This is a genomic window from Chryseobacterium suipulveris, assembly GCF_022811685.1.
GTDB lineage: Bacteria > Bacteroidota > Bacteroidia > Flavobacteriales > Weeksellaceae > Kaistella > Kaistella suipulveris.
On record NZ_CP094532.1, the window covers coordinates 892096 to 916256 of the forward strand.

Consider the following 24161-nt stretch of genomic DNA (forward strand, 5'->3'; position numbering starts at 1 on the left):
GTCTCATAATCTCCAATCTATGAAAAATATCGTTGTTTTAGTCAGTGGTTCCGGAACCAACCTACAAAGAATTCTCGACTGTATCGACAGTGGAGAAATTGCTGGTGCGAAAGTTTCCCTCGTTGTTGCTGACCGCGAATGTTACGGTTTGCAACGTGCAGAGAAAGCTGGGATCGAAAACCATCTGATCAAGAGGGGGAAATCATTTTCAGAAAAACTCGAAAAAATTTTACCCGAAAACACGGATTTAATTGTTCTTGCTGGTTTTCTCTCGATTCTTAGCAATGATTTCTGTGAGAAATACAAAGGTAGAATCATCAATATCCATCCCGCTTTACTGCCAAAATTCGGCGGTTTCGGAATGTGGGGAATGAATGTGCACAATGCCGTTATTGAAGCAGGAGAAACAGAAAGCGGCGCAACCGTTCATTTCGTGACTTCAGGAATTGATGAAGGGGAAATTATTTTGCAGGGAAAAGTTGATGTTGAGGAAAATGAAACGCCCGAAACATTAGCCCAGAAAGTTCATCAGGTGGAATATGAAATCTTTCCGAAGGCGATTGATAAAATCCTAAAAAATAAATATTCATGAAAAACATTAGGATTTTCAGAAAATTCCAGTGTCCTCTGTGATTCCTTTGTGCACTTTGTGTTTAAAATAAATAAAAAGTAAAAATAAAATGTCCAAGAAAAGAGCATTAATCAGTGTTTCCGATAAAAACGGACTCGCAGAATTTGCAAAATTTTTAGAAAACAACAACTACGAACTCATTTCCACGGGCGGAACTTTCAAACACCTGAAAGACGCTGGTTTAAGTCCAATCCAGATCGATGAGGTGACCAACTTCCCCGAAATGCTCGACGGCAGAGTGAAAACGCTTCACCCAAAAGTTCACGGCGGATTGCTTGCGGTTCGTTCAAACGAGGATCATATGAAAACCGTTCAGGAACACGGAATTGGCTTGATCGATATGGTCATCGTAAATCTTTATCCTTTTTTTGAAAATGTAAATAGAGAGATTTCGTTAGAAGAAAAAGTAGAGTTCATCGATATTGGCGGTCCTTCAATGCTTCGTTCTGCAGCAAAAAACTTCGATTCCGTAACCGTAATTACTGATGTTGAAGATTACGAAAAAGTACAGCAGGAAATGTCGGAAAGTGGCGACACGACTTTAACCACAAGAAAAAAACTCGCGGGAAAAGTGTTCAACCTTACTTCTGCTTACGACGCGGCGATTTCAAGAATGTTGCTTGATGAAGAATATCCTACATATCTGAACGCTTCTTACAAAAAAGTTTATGATTTAAGATATGGTGAAAACCCGCACCAAACCGCGGCTTACTACACTTCTACCTTTGAAAACGGAGCGATGAAGGATTTCGAAATTCTGGGCGGGAAGGAACTTTCTTTCAACAATCTCCGCGATATGGATTTGTGCTGGAAAGTGGTCAACGAATTCAAAAACGAAATGGCGTGCTGCGCAGTGAAGCACTCCACTCCGTGCGGTGTTGCGGTAGGAAACTCTCCTTTGGAAACTTACACCAAAACTTTCGAATGTGATCCTGTTTCCATTTTCGGCGGAATCATCGGGATGAACTTTAAAGTAGATGCCGAAACTGCGGAGGAACTCAACAAAACCTTTCTCGAAATTGTGATGGCAACCGACTTTGACGAAGCCGCACTCGAAATTTTAAGAAAGAAGAAAAACCTCAGAATCATCAAAATCAAAAATCCAGTTTCCGACCAAAAAACCTGGGTAAAAATCGACGGCGGAATTCTCGTTCAGGACAATGACCTGAAATTTTCAGAAGACATCAAAACCGTTACCGAAAAACAGCCGGCTCCCGAACAGGAAAAAGCTTTGCTTTTCGCGCAAAGGGTGGTAAAATATGTGAAGTCCAACGCGATCGTGGTTTCCAACGGAATTCAGGCACTCGGAATCGGTGGAGGACAGGTCAACCGAATCTGGGCGACAGAACATGCGGTAGAAAGAGCGAAACAAAAGTTTTCTGGCGATCTGGTTTTAGCTTCGGATGCGTTTTTCCCGTTCCGCGATGTGGTCGATTTCTGTGCAAAAGAAGGAATCAAAGCCATTATTCAACCGGGAGGAAGCATGAAGGATCAGGACTCCATCGACGCGGCAAACGAACACGGAATCCCAATGATGTTTACGGGAATGAGGCATTTTCTCCATTGATTCAAATGGGTGCAGGTGGGTGCAATTGGTGCACATTGTCGATCGATGCAGATTGGTGCAAATTGTTCCAACAACTTTCAACTACTGCAACAAGTGCAACCATCTGCAACAACACTCGAAGATGTTTGCACTTTCACTTTCAAAACATTAAATTTGTAGAAATAATAAAATAAGCTTTTATGAGAGTTTTAATCGTAGGAAACGGTGGCAGGGAATCCGCTCTCGCTGTAAAACTGAAAGAAGATAGCAGAATCTCTAAAATGTATTTCGCGAAAGGAAATGCGACCACTGATAAACTGGGACAAAATGTATATGAAGACGGTGTGGAGCAACTCCGCAATTTCGCCATCAAAGAAAGAATCGATTTAACCATCGTGGGTCCGGAAGCTCCGTTAGTGGACGGAATCGTGGACGAATTCAATAAACATAACCTGAAAATTTTCGGTCCAAGAAAAAGAGCTGCGGATTTGGAGGGAAGCAAGGCATTCTCGAAAAAATTTATGCAGACCAACAATATCAAAACCGCGAAAGCAGTCGTTTTCGATGCTTATCAGGATGCGATCGACTATGTGAGAACGCAGCAGTTTCCGCTCGTCATCAAAGCGAGTGGTTTAGCGGGCGGAAAAGGTGTTGTAATCGCTAATAATCTTACTGAAGCTGAATCTACCATCCACAGTTTTATGATCGACAGAATCTACGGTGACGCTGGAATCCAGGTGATCGTAGAAGAATTTCTGAAAGGTTTCGAGGCGTCGATCATCGCATTTTCCAACGGTGCAAAATTGTTTCCTTGCGTTCCCGTAAAAGACTACAAGAAAGTCGGAAGCGGCGAAAAAGGTCCAAACACAGGCGGAATGGGAAGTGTTGCACCGAATCCGGATTTTACCGACGAGCATTATAAAGACTTTGAAGCCAATATTCTGACTCCGACTTTGGCGGGACTCAATGCGGCAAATATCCAATTCAAGGGATTCATTTTCTTTGGGTTAATGGTGACCAACAACGGCGTTTACCTTTTGGAATACAATATGAGGTTGGGCGATCCCGAAACTCAGGTCATCCTTCCTTTGATGGAAAACAATCTTCTCGACGTGATCAATGACTGCCTCGACGGAAAGGATGTGGAACTCAGGTTTAAAGACCAAAAAGCGGTTTGCCTCGTAATGACTTCAGGTGGTTATCCTGGGAAATTCGACACGGGATTTGAAATCAAGAACTCCGAAAAAGCGCAGACCCAGGTTTTGTTCGCGGGAGCAAGAAATTCTGGCGACAAAATCAAAACTTCTGGCGGAAGAGTGCTGAGTTTGGTGGCGACTGCCGATACTTACGACGCAGCCAGAAAAGCGGTGTACGAAGACGCAAAAACCATCAACTTCGACTACGAATATTACAGAGACGATATCGGAAAATTTTAGAAAGTGGGGGATTTTTCCCTCATTTTTCTTAGGAGCTTAATCCCTCTTTGTTCGTCGAACCACTTCGTTAGGTTTCCGCTGTATCTTTTTTGTTTTTTCCCTACGCTTTTAGCAAAGTACGAAATACGAAACACGAATTACGAAATACGAAAAAAGATAAAAGAAGAAAGAAAAAAGAAATGCGTATTTCGCAACCAGAAACCTGAAACTTGAAATGCGAAGCATTCACGAACTCAAATAAAAAAAATAGAAAAAAATGTGAGTAAACCAGAAACCTGAAACTCGAAACCCTATCCCCGAACCTCGAACCTCGAACCCCGCATCTCGTATCTCGCATCTGAAATCTGACATCTGACATCTGACATCTGACATCTAATATCTATTAAATGAAAAACGGCATCATCATCCTCGATTTCGGCTCACAATACAACCAGCTCATCGGTCGCAGAATCCGTGAAATGGAAGTGTATTCTGAAATCGTACCTTTTAATACGCCTTTAGAAACGATCATCGCCAAAAACCCTACGGGAATTATACTTTCCGGCGGTCCCAGTTCCGTGAATTCCGAAAATGCACATTTGGTGGAAAAAGCGTTGTTCGACCAGAATATTCCCGTGCTTGGAATCTGTTACGGAATGCAGCTGATCACCCATCTTTTCGGCGGTAAAGTGAAGAAGGGCGAAAAAGGCGAGTACGGAAAATCGGAATTCGAAATCATCAGAAGCAATCCAATGTTCACCGGAGTTTCGCGTAATTCCACTGTTTGGATGAGCCATTTCGATGAGGTGGAAGAAGTTCCCACAGATTTTGAAATTTCAGGAAGGAGCGGCGTAATCGCTGCAATGGCGAATGAAAAGAAAAATATTTTCGCCATCCAGTTTCATCCTGAAGTTACGCATACGGAGGAAGGTTCCAAAATGCTCGAAAACTTTGTGTTCAATATCTGTAAAGCCGACCGCAACTGGAAACTTTCCGGCTATATCGAAAGGACCGTCGCCGAAATCAAAGAAAAAGTTGGAAACGAAAAAGTAATCCTCGGACTTTCCGGCGGAGTGGATTCCTCGGTTGCCGCGGTCTTAATTCATAAAGCGATTGGCGATCAGTTGCAGTGCATCTTCGTCGATACCGGACTTCTGCGAAAAGACGAAGGCAAAAAAGTGATGGAGCAGTACGGAAACCATTTCCATATGAATATCGATATGGTCGATGCTTCCGAAAGATTTTTGTCAAAACTGAAAGGAATCTCTGATCCCGAAGAAAAACGTAAAACTATCGGAAAGGAATTCGTTGCCGTTTTCGATGAGGAATCCCACAAATTTGAAGGCGCAAAATTCCTCGCTCAAGGAACCATCTATCCCGACGTGATCGAGTCGCAGTCGGTGAAAGGTCCTTCCGCAGTCATCAAATCCCATCACAATGTGGGCGGACTTCCCGAAGAAATGAAACTTCAGCTTCTGGAACCGCTCCGCGAACTCTTCAAAGACGAGGTAAGAAAAGTAGGGGAGGAACTCGGAATTCCGCACCATCTGGTTTACCGTCATCCTTTTCCAGGACCAGGTTTGGGAATCAGAATCTTGGGCGAAGTTTCCGAAGAAAAAGTAAAAATCCTTCAGGAAGGCGACGATATTTTCATCCAAGAACTGTATAAGAACAACCTTTACGAAAAAGTTTCGCAGGCGTTTGTCGTGCTTCTTCCCGTAAAATCTGTCGGCGTGATGGGCGACGAACGAACCTACGAATATACAGCAGTCGTTCGTTCGGCAAACACCATCGATTTTATGACCGCGGAATTCAGTAAACTCCCGTGGGAATTCCTCGAAAAAGTTTCAAACCGCATCATCAATGAAGTCCGCGGAATCAACCGTGTTACTTACGATATTTCCAGTAAACCTCCTGCGACGATCGAGTGGGAATAATTGTAGGAACGTGCCTTTGGCGCGTTCATTTTTTTTGTTTTAGGATTAAATAAAAATCAAATTACTTCCCACCACCACTTTCCTTCTCCACATTCGTTTTTGTATTTTCCTTTACTTTCTGGTTTCCGAATCTTTTAACCAAAGTGAAAGAAACGCCGTACCAATCCCACTTCATCTCGTTTCTGAAAGTTCCGATCGGTGAGTAAGTGGTTCCGTCGAAATTGGGTCTCGCGAAAATATTGTTCAGTCGAACGGTTGCCTCCATTTCCAGCGCCGGAAAAATTTTGGTGGCAGAAACCGTGTGGAAAACATTCATTCCGTTGGCAATCGTGTTTCCGTTATTTTGGGTGAAAACCCCAATCCAGGCGTTCAAATTGATGTTTTTGTTGAAAAGATTGGTGTAGCTAATGTTGGAATTTCCGGTGAAATTGTTCAGGTATTTTTTAAGTCCAAGATTATTGCGGTCGTTGAAATCGCTGTTGTCGGTATAGCTGTAACCCGCATTAACATTGATGCTGAGTTTGTTTTTCAGAAACATTTGGTTCGTATTGAAAAACAGTCCATAACGTTCCACCCTACCTGAAAAATTAGTCGGCATATTGATGGTTTTTCCGTTTTCGATAGAGAAAGAATTCCAATAATCCTGATTGGTAAACCAGTAACTTGCCGTGAGGAAATATTTTTTGTAAAGTCCCAGTTTCAGGGTAAAACGGTCGCTCGGATTGGGAAGCAGCTCCATATTTCCACGAAAATAATTACCGTCGTCTGTCGGCATCAAAAATGGGTTGAATTCCGAAAACCAAGGCCGCCAAAGGTTGTGATTATAAGTTGCGGAAAGATTATAGTTGTCGTTGAAGGAATATTTCAGCAATAAATTCGGCAAAAAAGTTCCGTAGGAATCGCTTCTCCCGATGTTCCCGATATCCTGTTTAATGTTGAACGAAATGTGTTCATAACGCAAACCAATCCTGGTTTCCAGCTTTTTGAAAAATGTTTTGGTAAAGTTGGCGTACACCGAATTAAGATTGTCTTTATATTGAAAATGATTGCTTCTGGAGAAATCTTCAACCCACCCGTTTCCTGAAAAATTGAGGTAAGTGTAAGGGATTACGTTGTTTCTAAAATTCATTTTCCCGCCCAATTCCAATTGACTGCCAGATTTTCCGAGCGGTTGAGAATAATCGGCTTTTACATAATATTCTCTGTTTTCGTTGTCGGCAATAATTCGGTTTCCGGAATTTTCCGTATTGCTTTGGGTTCTGAAACGGTCATTGGTATCTTGCAAACCGAAATAGTTGAAACCCGTATTCAGGTCGAGAATTTTGTTTTTTTCCTTGTCGTAATATTTGTAGAAATAATTGTTTCCGATGCTTCTGTTCAGTCCGGTTAAATTTTGGGTTTGTTCGTAATTATTTTGCAGAATATTGTTCAGAAATTGTTCACCAACGGCTTTTCCCTCCAAAGTTCGATTGGTTTGACTGAACTCGAAAATCATTCCTGCCGAATTTTTGTCGTTCAGTTCCACTTCTGATGAGGTGGAGAAGGAAGGGGTTTTAAAATTTTCATCCGTTTGAATATTCACTCTGTTGGAAGATTGATCGGCATAAATGTAATTTTCCGTAAAACTTTTCACCACGCTCAGATTGTCTCCATAACTTCCGGAAACGGTTTGTGTAAATTTATTTTTATGGTAATTTAGATTGAGATTGGTGTATTGCGAATTTTTGGTACTTTGGGTATTGGTGAAGGACGCGCTGCCTTTCATTCCTTCGTTGTCCGGTTTTTTCAACACGATATTTATCACAGCTCCGGAAGTTTCGTAACGGGAAGAAGGTGTGGTTATCACTTCAATTTTCATCAGATTTTCAGCAGGAATACTTTTCAGATATTCCTTCAGTTCCTTTCCGGTAAAAACCGATTTTCGGTCGTTGATGTACACAGTAACAATCAGACCTTCCGCATTTATAGTGTCGTTGTTATCAATGGCAACTAAAGGCGTCATCCGCAAAACATCCCAAGATGTATTTCCTGCAAGTATAGAGGAATTGGCGACATTGAAAACCGTTCGGTCCACTTTCGTTTCCACGGTTGGTTTTTTGGCAATTACCGTAACTTCTGCAATCTCTTTGGTTTTGGTGGAATCTGTTTTGGTTTCCTGAGCGAAAACGATAGTTGTCGATAAAAGCAGGACGGAAACGGTAAATTTCTTCATAAATGCGATGATTGGAATAATAAGACAATAGAATCTGACATTTTGTTACATAAAATTCTAATAAATTTTATAACTAATAATTTAGTGATACAAATTAAAAACAATTATTTTAATTATACAACAATTTTTATAGTGATATTTCTTTTGAGAATAATTTTAATGAAATGAAAAACTGTTAATTTCAACACTGAACCATTGAACTACTTAACCATTTAACCACTCAAATACTTCCCTCCAAAACCTTATCTTTGCAAAATGGAAAAACTCACTTTTGCCGATTTTGATTTGCCGGAAAAAATCCTCGATGTTCTTGCGGATTCCAATCTTTTTGAACCGACGCCGATTCAGGAAAAGTCTCTGAAACCAATACTTTCAGGTCGCAACGTGATGGGAATTGCGCAAACCGGTACCGGGAAAACTTTGGCGTACCTTCTTCCCGTCCTGAAAAACTGGAAGTACAACAAAAGTGGAAATCCGACTGTGCTGATTCTTGTTCCGACACGCGAACTCGTGGTGCAGGTTACCGAAATCCTTGAGAATTTAACCCAAAATCTTACCGCGAGAGTCATTGGGATTTATGGCGGAAAAAACATCAACACGCAGAAACTGCTGTTTAACGACGGTTGCGATATTTTGGTCGGAACTCCGGGAAGAGTGATGGATTTGGCGATTGACAACGCGGTTTCTTTACGGGAGGTCCAGAAACTCATCATCGACGAGTTCGACGAGATGCTGAACTTGGGATTCCGTCCGCAACTGACGCATATTTTCGAGATGATGAAGGAGAAGCGCCAGAACATCCTTTTTTCTGCAACGATGACCGAAGCGGTTGACGCAATGCTCGACGAGTATTTTGCAAATCCAGTGGAAATTTCTTTGGCGAAATCGGGAACGCCGCTCGAGAAAATTGAACAGATCGGCTATAAGGTTGAAAACTTCAACACCAAGATCAACCTTCTTGAACATCTTCTTAAAACGGAAACCGATTTCTCGAAAGTGCTGATTTTCTGCAACAATAAGAAACACGCCGATTATCTTTTTACCAAAATCGATGAGCTTTTTCCAGGTGAATTCGATGTGATCCATTCCAACAAATCGCAGAATTACCGCCTGAACGCGATGCGCAAATTCGAATCGGAAGAAATCCGCGGACTGATTACCACCGACATAATGGCGAGAGGACTCGATATTTCGAATATTACGCACGTCATTAATTTTGAAATTCCCGAAGTTCCCGAACAGTACATTCACCGAATAGGAAGAACCGGAAGAGCTGATAAGGACGGAACTGCAGTTGCTTTCATCACCAAAAAAGAAGAATCACAGCTTTTGGATATCGAGCTTTTGATGGATAAGGAATTGGAGATTCTTGCATTTCCTGAAGGAGTAAAAATCAACCCGGTGAAAATCGCTTCCGAGAAAGAGGAGGTGAAGATGAAAAATGCACACACCGTAAAACTCGAAGAAGGAGGCGGCGCTTTCCACGAGAAAAAAGACAAGAACAAAAAGGAAAACTGGGGCGGTCCGCACAAAAGAAAACCTGCAAATAAAGTCGGAGCAAACCGCGCTCAACAGAAAGCCAAATCGAAGGCGAAGCGGAAGAAGTAAGAAATCTTTCTTGCTCCAATTCTATTGGAATTTTAGTGAATGTCTCATTTTCTCACAAAAAAATCATTCAGTTCGCTCGTTGAACACTCTGGTTTTGTCTCTTGTCGTTCAAAATTTCAGCTCGTTTCGGCAAATGATTGAGGAGATTTTCGACTGCCTCGTTTTCTTCTTTTATGGACTTGAAAACGGGTTTAGCTTTTTTTGTGTTTTTTCCGTCAACAATTTTTGCGCCGGTAAGTTCCCCCACCGTAAGAACTCCTGTGTTACTTTTTCGCTTAGATCTCGTTTTGCGGCTTCCGATATCTCTTAACTCATAATAGATTTGGTTTCCTGTGGTAATATCGGTCGCAACCAGTTGGTATTGATCAGATGCATTACGGGAAAGCTCATAATACAGCGTTTGAGGCACACGCGGTAACTGAAAAAATGTAATAAAACTGTTCTCAAACCATTGAAAATGTTGATCGGGAGAAAGAATTACCACGTCTTCAACAGATTCGGTCTCATCAGCGGACTTATTGCCTGAACTGATGTTGGCGAAAAATTCCCTTAATTCCGACTGAATCTGAACAGGCGCAAAATATACGGTGTTTTTTGAGCTGTACAAGTCTTCGTCTGCACCGTCAAAATATTCGTAGAAAACACCTTGATAATGTACTTTTTGTATGTCCCAGGTTTTGCCGATTTTTTTTGTTTTTTGCGGAAAAAACATACTTCCCAAAATGAAGAACAAAAGAATAGATGATTTTTTCATAGTCAATTTTTTAGGATAACTAAAATTAATGAAAAATTTTCTAAGAAGATCCAAAAATTATTAAAAATGCTAATTTTCTTTCGACTATTTAAATCAGGCAGTGTTAAAAATTCATATGCAACACGAAGAACTGAGGAATTATTAGGTAGGAGAAATCGTTTCTAATTGCCTATTTAGCAATAGTTATTTCTTGATTATTTTTACGATTTTCTCATCATTTATTTTCACAAAATAATTTCCTGCAGGTAAGTATTTTACATTGATTTCTAGGGTTTTGTTACCCTGTTCAATCGTTTGGATTACCATCTTACCGCTGCTGTCATAGATTTTGATCAGTGAAACCTCACCAAGATTCCCGATTTTCAGAACGTCATCTACCGGATTTGGAAATATTTTTAGTTTATCTTTTGGTATGTCGTTGATTGACAGAATTCCTGCCCAGTAATAAATTTGATTCCCGGTAGAAGGTTCTGTCAGGATCAAGTTGTATTCGTAACCGTCCTGTGTGATGGTGTAATCAAAAACTTTCGGGTTTCCCGTAATCTCCAACACGGATCGGTATGCACTTTCAAATGTGTCAAATGGCCCATCTTGACACTGAGCAAGCGTTCCACCAGTTTGGTACACTGAAATTTGGGAATCGGTCACTGAAATCTGACTCATTATGGTGTTGTAAAGTTTGGTAGATAAGGAAGTACTGGCGAAAGCTGCAGAATTGTTGTTTCCACATAAAGAGGATGGAACGTAATTATGAAACTCGTTATTGTATTTTACTTTGGTTACCTTCCATTGTGGCATAAAGAGAAGCTGGTTCTGTGAAAAAACAAAAATCCCGCATAAAATAAATAGAGAAAGTAGCGTTTTTTTCATGATTAATAGCTTTAAAAGATTTTCGTTAAAATTACAAAAACTTTGGAGGTGTTTCCAAAGTTTTTGATTTTTGTCGCTGAATTGAGAATTCTTAGTGATTTATTAATAACTCATCTCCACGATTTTGTACACATCCTGTGGCGACAGTTTTTTGTATTCACCCAAACCGAGCCATTTTCTTTCGGTAAATGCTTCCTCGATTTTTTCGGCAGTTCCGCGATAATCTTCGGTGTACTGCGAAAGTTTAGTGTCGATTCCCAAGCTGTGGAAAAACTCCTCGAGTTTCACAATTCCTTTTTCCGCCTTTTCCTCAACCGAACCTTCGGTGATGTTCCAAACCCTTTCTGCGTACTGCGCGAGTTTTCCTTTCTTCGTTTCAAAATTATAACGGTAATGCGAAGGCGCAATCACCGCCAAAGTTCGCGCGTGATCGATGCCGAAACGTGCGGTCAGTTCGTGTCCGATCGCGTGTACCGCCCAATCGGTGAGCACGCCTTTGGAAACGAGTCCGTTCAGCGCCATCGTGCAGCACCACATAAAGTTGGAGGCAGCGTCATAATCGAATTCTTCAGCAAGCACTTTCGGCGCAACTTCCTGCAGCGTTTGCAGAATACTTTCCATCATTCTTTCCTGCAAAGTTGCGGAAGTAGGGAAAGTCATATACTGCTCCAAAACATGGGAATAAGCATCTGCGATTCCGTTGGCAATCTGCTTTTTCGGAATGGATCGGATTACTTCAGGATCAAGGATGGAAAACTGCGGAAACAAACCGGGACCGCCCGTAGAAAGTTTCTCGTTGGTTCCCCTTCTGGAAACTACATATCCCGAATTCATCTCGGAACCTGTCGCAGGAAGCGTGAGTACCGTGGCAAAAGGAATTCCTTCTCCCTCCATTGTTCTGACTGGTTTTTTCAGGATTTCCCATTTGTCTTCTCCCGAATAATTTGCCGCAGCGGAAAGAAATTTCGTTCCGTCGATTACAGAACCTCCACCGACTGCAAGCAGGTAATTGATGTTGTTATCTTTAATGACTTTCAGCGCATCCATCAAAACATCATATTCAGGATTTGCGGGAATACCGCCGAATTCCGTAACCTCAAAACCTTGGAGCGCCGCTTTAACCTGGTCGTAAACTCCGTTCTTCATAATGCTTCCGCCACCGTACAGAAGCAGGATTTTGGCGTCATTCGGGATTTCTTTAGACAGTTTGTGGATTTCTCCTTTACCGAAAATAATCTTGGTTGGGTTTTTAAATTCGAAGTTGAGCATTGTAAAAATCTTTTCTTCAAATTTACGAAAAAAAGAGCGCCCGAAGAGTTTGAAGTCTTAGATATCAGATTTCAGATTAAAAGTTTCGAGTTCCAAGTTTACTACCACAATTTCTTTATTTTTTTATTTGGGTTCGTGAATGCTTCGCATTTCAGGTTTCACGAAGAGAATCGGAACAGAGATTTAAAGACTGTCTAAATTTCAAAATAAGCCTAAATTTGATTACCCCGACCCTAAAAGGAGCAAATTCAGGTTTATTTTGAAGGAAATTTTCCGCCCATTAGGGACGGGGTAAAGAAAATTTCCGAAATGATATATTTTTTCGAATGTAATTTAAACAAGCTCTTAGTTCGTAAACAAAAAAAGGCATCACAAAATGTAATGCCTTTAATTCTATTCAAAGTTCGTCTTCGGTCTTCGGTCTTCGGTCTTCCGACTTCAAACTTGGTACCTTGTACTTCGTACTTTTTAATATCTGTAGTATTCCGGTTTATACGGTCCTTCAACCTCCACGCCGATGTATTTTGCTTGCTCATCTGAAAGTGTTTCCAATTCCACACCGATTTTTTTCAGGTGGAGCATCGCTACTTTTTCATCCAGCTTTTTAGGAAGCATATACACTTTGTTTTCGTAAGCATCGGAATTCGTCCAAAGTTCGATCTGCGCCAAAGTTTGGTTGGAGAATGAGTTACTCATTACGAAACTTGGGTGACCGGTTGCACAACCAAGGTTTACCAAACGTCCTTCAGCAAGGATGATGATGTCTTTTCCATCAACATTGTAAATGTCAACCTGTGGTTTTACGGTAGATTTTGTAGCACCGTAGTTTGCGTTTAACCAAGCCATATCGATTTCGTTGTCGAAGTGTCCGATGTTGCAAACGATAGTTTTGTCCTTCATTTTTTTGAAGTGCTCACCGCGAACGATATTGAAATTTCCGGTGGTGGTGATTACGATATCTGCAGTTTCGATCACGTTTTCCAGTTTCTTTACTTCGTAACCTTCCATTGCAGCTTGAAGTGCACAGATTGGATCGATTTCAGTAACGGTAACGATTGAGCCCGCTCCTCGGAAAGAGGCCGCAGTTCCTTTACCCACGTCTCCGTATCCGCAAACTACCACTCTTTTTCCTGCAAGCATCACGTCGGTTGCTCTTCTGATCGCATCTACAGCAGATTCTCTACAACCGTATTTGTTGTCGAATTTAGATTTGGTTACCGAATCGTTTACGTTGATTGCAGGCATTACCAAAGTTCCGTTCGCCATTCTTTCATAAAGACGGTGAACTCCCGTTGTCGTCTCTTCGGAAAGTCCTTTGATGTCTTTAGTCAGTTCAGGATATCTGTCGAAAACCATATTGGTCAAATCTCCACCATCGTCCAAAATCATGTTTAATGGCTTTCTGTCTTCACCGAAGAAAAGTGTTTGCTCGATACACCAATCGAATTCTTCCTCGTTCATTCCTTTCCATGCATAAACGGGGATTCCTGCTGCCGCAATAGCCGCTGCTGCATGATCCTGTGTCGAGAAAATATTGCAGGAAGACCAGGTAACATCAGCTCCCAATGCAACCAAAGTTTCAATTAAAACCGCAGTTTGGATCGTCATGTGGAGACATCCGGCGATTCTTGCGCCTTTCAACGGTTGCGACGGACCGTATTCTTCACGGATCGCCATCAAACCGGGCATTTCTGCTTCGGCAAGTTCAATTTCTTTTCGTCCCCACTCAGCGAGGGAAATATCCTTAACTTTGTAAGGAACGTATTGTGTTGTAGTTTCCATCTAATTGAAAAAATTTTTGCAAATTTACGAACTAATTTTCCGCCCACAAAATATGCCGCTGTACCGAGATTTCTCTGACCAAAAAGCCAAAATCCTGCTCTGGAAGTACGATGAGAGCGAGGAACTGGATCAGAAACATCTTGTGGAGGAAGAGAATTACGACAAGATTAAGGATTATCATCCCACAAAGTTGAAAGAACTTCTGCTGGTGCGGAAAATCCTGAAATCGGTTTTGCCCGATCACAAGATTCTTTACGATGACCGAACTCCGGTTCTCTTTCCCAACGACTACGAGATTTCGATCACACATTCTTTTCCATACGCAGCTTTGGCGATTTCTGAACATAAAATCGGCATCGACATCGAACCTTTTAATCCCAAAATTCTAAGGGTTAAAGACAAATTCCTTTATCCCGAAGAAGCGGAGTTTATCGAAAAAAATAAGGAAGTCGCCTATCTGACCGTGATTTGGTCGCTGAAGGAAAGCTTGTACAAAATCCACCATTCCAATTACTGGTCGCTGAAGAAGCATTACGAAGTAAAACCGTTCGATCTGGATTTCCCGTACAATATTATGTGCCGCGTTCACGACGATAAAGTGTCGGATTTATTCAAAGCCAGGGTGGAGTTTTTTGATAATTATTGCTTTACAATTGTCAACTAAGAAAGTTTGAAGTTTGGGGTTTGAGGTTTCGAGTTTCGAGTTTCAGGTTCCAAGTTTACTCACACAATTTTTTTTATTTTTTCATTTGAGTTCGTGAATGCTTCGCATTTCAAGTTTCAGGAGTAGCGTTCGAAATTTCATAATTTACTTAAATTGGAACTACATGCTGATTGCTGAATGCTGAATGCTGACTGACGAAAGCCGATTGCTACATTGCTACATTGCTACATAGCCAAATCCGCCATCAGTTTCTCGGCAACACGTCGTTGTTCTTTCGCCACATCGTAGATGAGTTCCAGGATTTCGGTGAGGTTTTTTAACTCTGTCAAATGAGTGATTCTATTCGGATCGCGTCGGTTCACAATATCTGATTCGCCGATTTCCCGCTTTCTTTTTTCGAGGAGTTTTTCTACGGAATCTTCAGGAGTGATGCTGCTTTCGATGGCGATTTCCTTGCCCGGTTCTTCCTGATTTAGAAGAAGATCGGTGCGTAAAAGTTCGGCGGTAATTTTCTTGTTCCATCCATCGATGTCGATTTCAGGATAATCTGACGCGGACTTTTGATATTGTGAAAATGAGGCGGTATATGCGGTGATCAAATGCGCAGTATTGACGAACTGATGCACTTTCTGCAACCTTTTCTGCTGGTTCTTGGGATCGGAAATCATCCGCTGGAAATTGTCGGAAAGATTCGCCAAATCGATGACGGCATCTTTTCTTTTCAGTTTGTAGTCCTGGATTCCGATGTTTTGATTTTTAAAGTAAGCCATTACCGCCTCGAAATATTTCAGGTTGCTGTGTGCAGATTTCTTCATAAATACAATGTTCTGCGTATGTTCCCAAACCGGAAGAACAAAATAGGAAACCGCAAACGCGACCACCCCCGCAATCGCAGTGTCGAGGATTCTGTCCTTAAAGATAAGGTTTACATTTCCCGGATTCAGAAAGTTGAAACTAAGGAAAATATAAACGGTCATAAACAACACGGCCCAGAAATACTGCCACTTTAAAAAGCTGAAACACAGGATCATACTGAAAAGCAAAATGAGCAGAAGCGCAGTATTATTATGGATGAAGAAAAGCAGCGCATACGCCAAAACCGCACCGGTCACGGTTCCGTACAAGCGCAGAAGATTCCGGTGTTTGGTGGTGGAATAGGCAGGTTTCAGAATTGCGGTGATGGTGATGAGAATCCAATACGAATGTCCGATTCCCAAAAAGTGAAGTTTGGAAATCAAATAACCGATTAACAACGCCACTGTAATTCGGATGGAATGACGGAAATGCGATGACTTGAGTGAAAGGTTGTCGCGAATGACTTTTCGGTTGAGCTTTTCTTCGCTGGGAAGAAATTTCTTGTAATCCAAACCGGTGGATAAGCTCTTGGCAAGCTTGATGTCCTGCGAAAAAACTTTGTAGATGGTTTTTACTTCGTCGGTAATGTCGGTGATGCGGTTCAGAATCAGCCGAAGAATCATAAAGTTTTCGAGCGTTTCCGGAGAAAGTTTTGCATTCCGCAAATCGAAATACTGATCGTAAACCAGACCAATTTCGTCCTCGATATTGTTGATCGGCTTCGCTTTGTTCCCGCTTTGCAAAGCAATTCCGATATTGCTCAGTTCGTCGGAAATTTTGACGAGGTATTCGCCGACAAATTGTAGAAATCCCGAATCGCCGAAGCTTTCCTGAATTTTCCGGTAGTCGCTTTCGGAGGTCATCAGTTTTTCGTGCAGGTCGATGGAATTCAGGAACATCAACATCAGCAAGCGGCTCGTTGTAGTCGATTCATTGACAATTTTCCTCGTCTTGAAAACAGTTTCCCGCGTTTCTTCCTGAAGGTTTTTAATCTTGATTTGCTGCGCGATCACTTGTCTTTGCAGGGTTTCGAAATCTGGGTTTTCGAGGTAGAACTTAGATTTGGTTTTCAGGTAATTGGCAAGTTCGATATAGTTTTCGCCAATCATCTGCGACGCCAATTTGTAGGGCTGAATTCGCGAAACCACCAGAAAAACGAGTACAAACCACAAACAACCCGCAAAGAAAATGAGTACACTCTTGGCAATATTGCTTCCGGTGAGATGACCGTCAATAAAGATTCCCAGTACAACCAGCGAGAGCGAACCCACCGCTGCGAGACGCTGCCCATAAATCCCGATCATCGAAAAGAAGATTCCAAAGAAGATAATTTCAACATAAATCAATGGCGGAAAATCCTTCAGCAAACTCGCAATCGCCGCGACCACCGCAAAACTCACCACGGCGAGAATCAGTGAATTTCTTCTCCTGATAAACGGTCCCGGTTGATCGGTAAGTCCCACGAAACTGGTTCCCAAAGGAAAAAGGAAAAACTCCTTGAGCAAACCGAAATGTGCCAAAATAATACTGGGAACCACGATCGCCAAAGTAATCCTCACCGCCGAATTGATGTACTGGCTCGTCGCGTATTTCTTGAGTTCGGTGGCGTAATTCATTACCACAAATTTAATTCTTTAGTCTATAAAAAAAGCCCCGAAAATCGGGACTTTGTTATTTGTAAAATTTCTTTTAGTAATCCTGTGCATTCGAAGATTCTTCCCCAATATTCCAGGTGAGTCCAAATCTTAACGTATTGTCCAGTGCAGAATTCACTTTAGAAGTGTTGATGAGGTAAGAAAGATCCAAACCAAATGATTGATATTTTAATCCAACACCAACGGTAGCGTACTGTCTTCCTCCTTGTTCAGGACTTTCGTGGAAGAAACCACCTCTAACTGCAAATGCATTGTCGTATTCATATTCCAAAGCACCGCTGTACATTAAGCTTTTTGGATTACTGAACGATTTTCCGATTCCCGACATCACGCCTACGTTTGGCACGTTTCCAGTTTCATCCGGACCTGGAACAAGAAGTTTGGATGCTTCCAGATTGATACCAACTCTGTTCAGATCATCGATGAACAAATCGTAACCGGCACCTAATCTCGCCATTGTAGGAAGATAAGATCTTGATTCTTCATCACCGGTGTAATCCAAACGAGGACCTAAGTTTTGAACTGCAAATCCCGCTCTCGCTCTTCCTTCGTATTCACCGAAACTCTGGTGTTTTGGTGATTGGAAATAACCAGATACGTCAACCGCAAAACTGTTTGCCGGCTTTAGTGTATTGTCACTTCCAAATCCTCCGGACAAGTCGGATCTAATGTATCGACCGGTTACAGCCATAGAGTAGGTATCGGAAAGTTTGAGTCCGTAAGCAACATCGATTGAAAATTCGTTGGGTTTTGCTGTACCCATTTGTACCACTTCCGTACCAACAAGGTTTGTAAGATCTACTGAACCCATATTGAAGTAGTAGATGCTCGCAGAAATCGTCGATCTTTCCTCGTCACCCAAAAATCTGTGATAAGCTCCATACAAAAGAAAAACGTCGTTGGTGAGTTTACTCATATAAGGAGTATAGTTAATACCTACTGCGGAAGTGGTTTTGCTGAAAGGGTATTTCGCAGCATTCCAGAATTGCGAAAAAGCGTCAGTTGTTGTTACAACTCCTTGGTCACCCATACCTCCGGCTCTCGCGTCTGGTGAAATTCTCAAGAAAGGAGCTCCTGTAAGTACCGGCCGAATGTTTCCAATCTGCGAATAAGCAACCATACTTACTCCTAAACCTAATCCTACAAAGAGTTTTTTAGTCAATGTCATAAAGTCAATTTTTTTCGTTTATATATTGTTATCTTAATAAAACCATTTTTTCTACTGCTGTTGCAGTGCCTTTACATTTGTCTTGGTTTTGGCTTTTTGCAAAGATTTTAAAAATGTAAGTTCCTTTGCCTACCGCGTCTCCAAAATCATCTTTTCCGTCCCACTCAATTGCTGTTCTCGGTGTTCTGTACCCTTGAAGGAACGGTTCGTTGGAAACAGTGGTCGAGATCGTTCTAACCAGTTTTCCGGTAATGGTGTAGATCTGCACGTTTACATCCAAAATATCGTCGCAATTATGCTCAAACTGCACATAAGTCTTATTGGTAAAAGGATTTGGCCAGTTCAGCAATTTATTTACCTCCAAGTTTTTGTTCGTTTCATCCTTAACTACAAAGTTTAACGTGGCAGTTGTAGAATTATTGTTAATGTCCCAAACCTTAAAGGTCAACTGGTGCGGTCCTGGCGAAAGATTTCTGAAAGGGTAGGTTACATTTCCTTTCTGATAATCGGCCAAATTTGGATTGGTACAGCCATTACCTTCTCCCGAGAAAAAGAAATCATTAAGTACGGCAGTATTGATAATTTGACCATCAAGAACTACGGTTATATCATGTCCGATTCCCGAACCGGTGGAGTTTATCCCATGGTCGTCTGTAACACATGCTAAAAGCATCGGGTTTTGATCTGTAATACCACCATCGGCAAAGTTGGTGTTATTCATAAATAGACTTACGGTAGGAGGTTGGGTATCATTAATGCCATCTGGATTGATTCCTCCGATTACCTGGGTTTGGTTGTTAAAAACGTCGAAAGATTTATTATCTGCATAAACCAATATTCTTCCATTTCCATTTTCATAGTTAATGTCTTTAGGAACATAGAACTCAACAGTGAACACGCCATTTGTAGCAGTTCCGGATGATTTTACAATTGCGCTTCCTTCTTCAGTATAATTTAGGACTGGAGTCATTTTGGGATCCTGGTCGTTGTTTAGCGTTTTTTTGTTCAGGCGTTTATCAAAAATATTCACTGCAACCCGTCCATTGAAGGTATTGTCAAGGGTACCGTCCGGTTTGTTGATGTGGCCTTTAACTTTTACAAAATCCAGTGCACGCAATTGTCCGGGAACCGGTGATTCTATTTGATCGACAACAAGATATCGTTTTGGTCGGCTCAATTTAGTGGCGGGATCACCAAGGAAATTAATCTTCAGGTGATCCGCTTGAGGTCCTGCTTCAATTTTTGCCTTTAAAAATGAATCGCCCATATTGATAAAATCATCATTCACAAGCTCGAACAAGTGTTTGGTGAAAATGGTGGTAAAACTTCTACCGTATCCCACACCGATTGCTCGGCTGGATGTAATCATTGTTGAAGCTCCTCCCTGTTTGGATTTTATTACCTGTTCGCCGGCAGAGAATGTTCCCGGTTCGTCCCAAAGTGTAAATTCACAGGTAATGGTAGAAATGAGTGGGAATCTGGAGAACACCCCATTGAAATTATTAAAATTCTGAATCATACCGATAGTGAGAACCCTTTCCTGTGCCCAACCGTTGATACCGCCATGACCGAAATAAAACATATAGAGACTGTTGCCCACATCATTTGCAATGGCCTGGTTTACCTGCGGATAACGCTGTCCTCCAGCTGAAGTCTGCGCAGCAAAAGAGTCTAAATACAGTTTTCGGATATTATATTCCGGCTTTTTATTGACAAAGTTTTGCGGCGGGGTATTGGGGAACGGAGATCCGGTTTCCATCTCTGCCTTAATCAGAGCGTTGTTCATAGTGTTATGAAACGGGTCTCCACCGTCGTAGTCGTCATCCACCACGAAATCCATTTTCATACGCCATTCACCAAAAGGTGTTGACTGCCCTGGAAGAGCATTGTTGTATGCAAGGGTTTTATCGACAAGAAGTTTGGCCTCGCTTATGTTTTCGGCAGGTAACCTCCCAATCGGTAAATCGGGAAGTCGGCTGTAAACCGTAGTAATCGGGGAAATTGGATTCGTGGGAATGGCTTGTTGCGAGGTCATCACATAATAATCGTCCGTCACGAAAGAATCAGCGTAGTTGCTGCTTTCTTCACTTTCGTAACTCGGTATTATGTCGGAGTTGGGGTGATTTTTACCTTTGTAGTCATAAGAAGTGTCTCCCAGAATCAATGCATATTTCAAAGTGCCTTTTGGCGTGTTGAGCTTCGTAATGAAATCACGGATTGCGGTAATGTCTTTTCCTCCACTGCTGTATTCGTTGTAAATTTTATTTACATCTACAACTGCCACATTATACTTGTTTTGATAATAATCTGCAAGACGCTGTGCCTGACTCATCATTTCGGGAACGGTAATCATCACGTAACCTATATTCTGAAGTCCCGCTAAATCCTGATTCTGAATTTTTCCCACAAAAGAAGGAGAAAATGCCTCACTGCTTTTGAATGCCACAAACTCGTTTACGAAAGTATTGCTGTCTGCAGTGTAACCGAAAAGAAAGTTCGAATTATTTCCGGATTTATTAACCATTTTCTTGGCATTGGTGATGTCGGAAACTTCCCAAACCTGTTCTGCGGAAGCTGCTTCAGACAAATTAAAACTATAACTGCTTCCGCTTCCTTCCTGAATCTCGTAGCTTCTGAAATTCATCTGAGTATTGTTGAATTTCAGGTCTTCTTTGTATTGAACTTCAGCATAGTCAAAATAAAATTTTCCGTTTGGATTTGCGGAGGTATTTGGATCATAGTTAAAACTTATCTGATTTCCCTGCTGATTCGTTAGAAAATTGGTGTAAACTAATGAAACATAATCTCTTTTGTCGTCAATTGGAATACTTAAGTTGACCGGATTAGTGTTGTTAATATTGATGGATACCTTATTTCCCTGACTTAAATATCCTATTACTCGGGACCGGTAGCGGATCACATCTGATGGCTGCATTGGTGACCTGGTCGTGAAAGTAACTGTCTTAGTTTGGTTAAATGCATCACCTACCCAGTTTCTACCGATCTTCATCAGGTTAAATTTTTCCTCGTTGATGAATTGGTACTCATCATATCTCGTGATTGGATTTGATGTCGCAGTTCGGTCACTTTCGATAACTCTTTTTCCCGGGCCTAAATCAAAATTGATGAAATAATAGGCGAAATCTTCATAAATGTTAATATAGTTACCCGACTGATCGGAACGGGTTTCAAATCTCCGATTACCGGTTCCGTTGTCGTAGGTTTTATAAACATTGAATCCGTTTGGTCCCTGTGCATAAAAAATTGCGTAATCTTCCTCGTTCCACACCCCGTCATTTTCACCCACTACTTGTATTGCGTTTTCCTGTAATGCGGGGAATCTGAAATCTCTGTTATGCTCTGGAAGCATTAATCCTCCGTTTCCGTAAATTCTGAAGTTTTTCGGATTAACACTTGAAGGATTGATCCCGTTGCTTCGCAAGAAATCTGAAGTAATCTTGAAGATTCCCGATTTGTCAACTTTAATCTTATAGAAATTACCTGTCTTCAGCGGATTTTCTGTAGTTGCAGTTCGCGAAGTACTCACGACGGAGCTCGTCGAAGCGGGCTTTTCATCTGCCAAACCGAAGGAAACTAGGCGGTAAACAACGCCTTTCTCATATTTCAGTGCGGCTACCCTTATATTGGTCGTGTTTTCGTTGGAATATGGGTTAGTATAATAGGTAACCTCGCCATAGTCACTTTTGGGCAGCTGATGGATGTTGATTTCATACAGGTTTTTGGCTTCCACTTTTTCCCAGGAATAATTGACCACCTTCTTATTTCCTGAATTTTTTTCGGTTGCCCTGTAATAGATTCCGCCTTCCTCAAAGGTGAAACCGCTGTTCTTGAAAAACGGCAGTGTGATTCTGTAGCTACCAAAATCCTGCACTGTGCTGCCTTCCCACTCAATTTTGGTGGTTTGTGAAAAGGAAAGCATGAAAAAGAGGTTAATAAAAACAAGAGTTAAAATTCTTTTCATCGGATAAAAATTTCGCGGATACAAATTAAACGAAAAATAATAAATAATAATATGGTGCAATAAAATTAATTTGTTAACGTTTTCCAAAAAAATCAATATATAAATTTGATTTATTAGAGAATTTATTTTTTCTTTGTACTTTGTAAATATTTATATCAACTATGAATAAACTTAAGTTGTTTACACTATTGACGCTTGGCGCCTCAATTCTTCTCGTGAGTTGCGGTGGCGGAGGCACCAAAAATGGCGGCGGAACGAAGCGTTTTACCAGCAAAACTGGTTGGAAGCCAAATGACCAGAAAGGTTGGTTTTTTACCGGGAAGCAACAAAAACAGAAAGGATGGCCGGGAATGGTGTATGTAGAAGGTGGAACTTTCACAATGGGACTTGTGAAAGATGACGTGATGCACGACTGGAATAATACTCCCAGAAGAATGCAGGTAAGCTCATTCTTTATCGGTGAGACCGAAATAACAAACTATGAATACAGAGAGTACGTAACCTGGCTGAAATTTGTTTTTCCATCTTCAGACCCAAATTTCAAAGATATTTACACTGGTGCACTTCCTGATACGCTGGTTTGGAACAACAAGCTTTCGAGAAATGACTTTGCAGAAACTTACTTCAGAAGTCCGGAGTTTGATTATTATCCTGTAGTTGGGGTGTCTTGGCTTCAGGCATCAAGATATTGCGATTGGCTTACTGACAGAGCAAATGAAAAAGCGTTGATGGAACAAGGGGTAATCTCAAAGGATTTCTACTCCAATGATGCCAACAATCAGGGAGCGAATTCATTCAGCTTAGATAAATTTAAGGCAAATGATCCAGAAATCGAAGCTTATGTTAACAAACAACGTCTTCAGCAAAAAACCGGTATCAAAACCAGCAACCAAAGAATCGCTGCGGCAAACAGAAATGCAACTGCAGGAATCGTAGAGAAATTCCGACTCCCAACAGAAGTTGAATGGGAATTTGCTGCTCTCGGACTTCAAAAAGACCGGGAATATAACCTATACCAAAATAAAAAACCGGAAATTGAGACTCTGAAAGGTAAGAAAGGAAGACAGAGAGGAATGTACCTTGAAAACTTCAAACAGGGTAGAGGTGACTACTCAGGAGTTGCGGGCTGGAAAAATGACGGTTCTCCTACGACTTCAGATGTTAAACAATACCCATCCAACAACCTCGGTATTTACGGAATGTTTGGTAACGTAGCAGAATGGACTGCAGATGTTTACAGACCAATTATTGACGATGAAGCAAGTGACTTCAATTACTACCGCGGAAATGTGTCAAGAGAAGTGGTTAAGAATGCTGATGGTACCTTCAAGAAAATTGAAAAACCAACTTATGATACCTTAGCTGATGGAAGAGCTGTGTACAGAGGACTTCCTGGTCAGTACGAAAGAGTGATAGTAGCCGATAACAAAAATTTCAGAGACGGTGATTTCCAGTCCTCTCTTGATGCAGGTTATGGAAGAGGCGAAGACAGTACAACCGTAGATTACAACATGTACAACTCAAAACAGAAAAGATTTATCGTGGATGGAAACGGTAGGGTAATCCTCCAAAAAGATCCGCTATCCAGAACGACGAGAATTACAAACGAAGTTAGAGTAATCAAAGGTGGTTCTTGGCTGGACGGTGCTTACTGGCTGGATCCGGGACAAAGGAGATTCCGTGATGAGGGCAAATCTTTCGGATGGGTTGGCTTCCGTGTTGCACAGGATGCGAAATCTACCGGAAAAGGCAGAACGAAAAGATAATCAATCTAAAATATTTTCAAAATCCTTCTCACTTGCAGAAGGATTTT

General features: G+C 41.4%; 15 protein-coding genes. 7 read left to right on the plus strand and 8 right to left on the minus strand.

What is annotated here, in order from left to right:
• Window positions 1-19 precede the first annotated feature (19 nt).
• The 4 genes from purN to guaA all read left to right on the plus strand — a co-directional run bounded on the left by purN (window position 20) and on the right by guaA (window position 5529).
• A complete protein-coding gene (purN, locus tag MTP09_RS04220) occupies window positions 20-592 on the plus strand; it encodes a phosphoribosylglycinamide formyltransferase (RefSeq protein ID WP_243550759.1) in 573 nt (190 codons plus the stop codon).
• Between the two features lie 88 nt (window positions 593-680).
• Entirely contained in the window at window positions 681-2198 is a 1518-nt protein-coding gene (gene purH / locus MTP09_RS04225) for a bifunctional phosphoribosylaminoimidazolecarboxamide formyltransferase/IMP cyclohydrolase (RefSeq protein WP_243550760.1), read from the plus strand.
• Window positions 2199-2377: 179 nt separating this feature from the next.
• Window positions 2378-3613, plus strand: coding sequence for a phosphoribosylamine--glycine ligase (gene purD / locus MTP09_RS04230; protein WP_243550761.1), 1236 nt, complete (start codon window positions 2378-2380; stop codon window positions 3611-3613).
• Window positions 3614-3999: 386 nt separating this feature from the next.
• Complete coding sequence (gene guaA / locus MTP09_RS04235) at window positions 4000-5529, plus strand: glutamine-hydrolyzing GMP synthase (RefSeq protein ID WP_243550762.1); 1530 nt, start codon at window positions 4000-4002, stop codon at window positions 5527-5529.
• Window positions 5530-5590: 61 nt separating this feature from the next.
• Here guaA and MTP09_RS04240 read toward each other — a convergent pair whose 3' ends face one another.
• Window positions 5591-7741 carry an outer membrane beta-barrel family protein gene (locus MTP09_RS04240; protein WP_243550763.1) on the minus strand — a complete coding sequence of 717 codons (2151 nt, stop codon included), beginning with the start codon at window positions 7739-7741 and terminating at the stop codon, window positions 5591-5593.
• Window positions 7742-7996: 255 nt separating this feature from the next.
• Here MTP09_RS04240 and MTP09_RS04245 point away from each other — a divergent pair, with 255 nt between their 5' ends.
• The gene (locus MTP09_RS04245; protein WP_243550764.1) at window positions 7997-9349 is read left to right on the plus strand and encodes a DEAD/DEAH box helicase; all 1353 of its coding nucleotides are present in this window, start codon (window positions 7997-7999) and stop codon (window positions 9347-9349) included.
• 67 nt (window positions 9350-9416) lie between these two features.
• Here MTP09_RS04245 and MTP09_RS04250 read toward each other — a convergent pair whose 3' ends face one another.
• From MTP09_RS04250 to ahcY, 4 genes are all read right to left on the minus strand, one after another.
• The gene (locus MTP09_RS04250) at window positions 9417-10103 is read right to left on the minus strand and encodes a hypothetical protein (protein ID WP_243550765.1); all 687 of its coding nucleotides are present in this window, start codon (window positions 10101-10103) and stop codon (window positions 9417-9419) included.
• Window positions 10104-10286: 183 nt separating this feature from the next.
• A complete protein-coding gene (locus MTP09_RS04255) occupies window positions 10287-10973 on the minus strand; it encodes a T9SS type A sorting domain-containing protein (protein WP_243550766.1) in 687 nt (228 codons plus the stop codon).
• Between the two features lie 102 nt (window positions 10974-11075).
• Window positions 11076-12242, minus strand: coding sequence for an iron-containing alcohol dehydrogenase (locus MTP09_RS04260; protein WP_243550767.1), 1167 nt, complete (start codon window positions 12240-12242; stop codon window positions 11076-11078).
• Window positions 12243-12710: 468 nt separating this feature from the next.
• Entirely contained in the window at window positions 12711-14024 is a 1314-nt protein-coding gene (gene ahcY, locus MTP09_RS04265; RefSeq protein WP_243550768.1) for an adenosylhomocysteinase, read from the minus strand.
• 52 nt (window positions 14025-14076) lie between these two features.
• Between ahcY and MTP09_RS04270 the strand changes: the two genes are divergently transcribed.
• Window positions 14077-14688 (plus strand): 4'-phosphopantetheinyl transferase family protein, encoded by a 612-nt coding sequence (locus MTP09_RS04270; protein ID WP_243550769.1) that lies wholly within the window; start codon window positions 14077-14079, stop codon window positions 14686-14688.
• A gap of 224 nt (window positions 14689-14912) precedes the next feature.
• On the opposite strand, the gene MTP09_RS04275 is transcribed toward MTP09_RS04270, so the two are convergent.
• The 3 genes from MTP09_RS04275 to porU form a co-directional block, all read right to left on the minus strand.
• Entirely contained in the window at window positions 14913-17159 is a 2247-nt protein-coding gene (locus MTP09_RS04275) for an FUSC family protein (protein WP_243550770.1), read from the minus strand.
• A gap of 73 nt (window positions 17160-17232) precedes the next feature.
• Window positions 17233-18366 (minus strand): type IX secretion system outer membrane channel protein PorV, encoded by a 1134-nt coding sequence (gene porV, locus MTP09_RS04280; protein WP_243550771.1) that lies wholly within the window; start codon window positions 18364-18366, stop codon window positions 17233-17235.
• A 28-nt stretch (window positions 18367-18394) separates the two neighbouring features.
• Window positions 18395-22348: a type IX secretion system sortase PorU gene (gene porU, locus MTP09_RS04285; protein ID WP_243550772.1), complete on the minus strand. Its 3954-nt coding sequence runs from the start codon at window positions 22346-22348 to the stop codon at window positions 18395-18397.
• 161 nt (window positions 22349-22509) lie between these two features.
• Here porU and gldJ point away from each other — a divergent pair, with 161 nt between their 5' ends.
• Window positions 22510-24114 (plus strand): gliding motility lipoprotein GldJ, encoded by a 1605-nt coding sequence (gldJ, locus tag MTP09_RS04290; protein WP_243550773.1) that lies wholly within the window; start codon window positions 22510-22512, stop codon window positions 24112-24114.
• The last annotated feature ends 47 nt before the right edge of the window (window positions 24115-24161 follow it).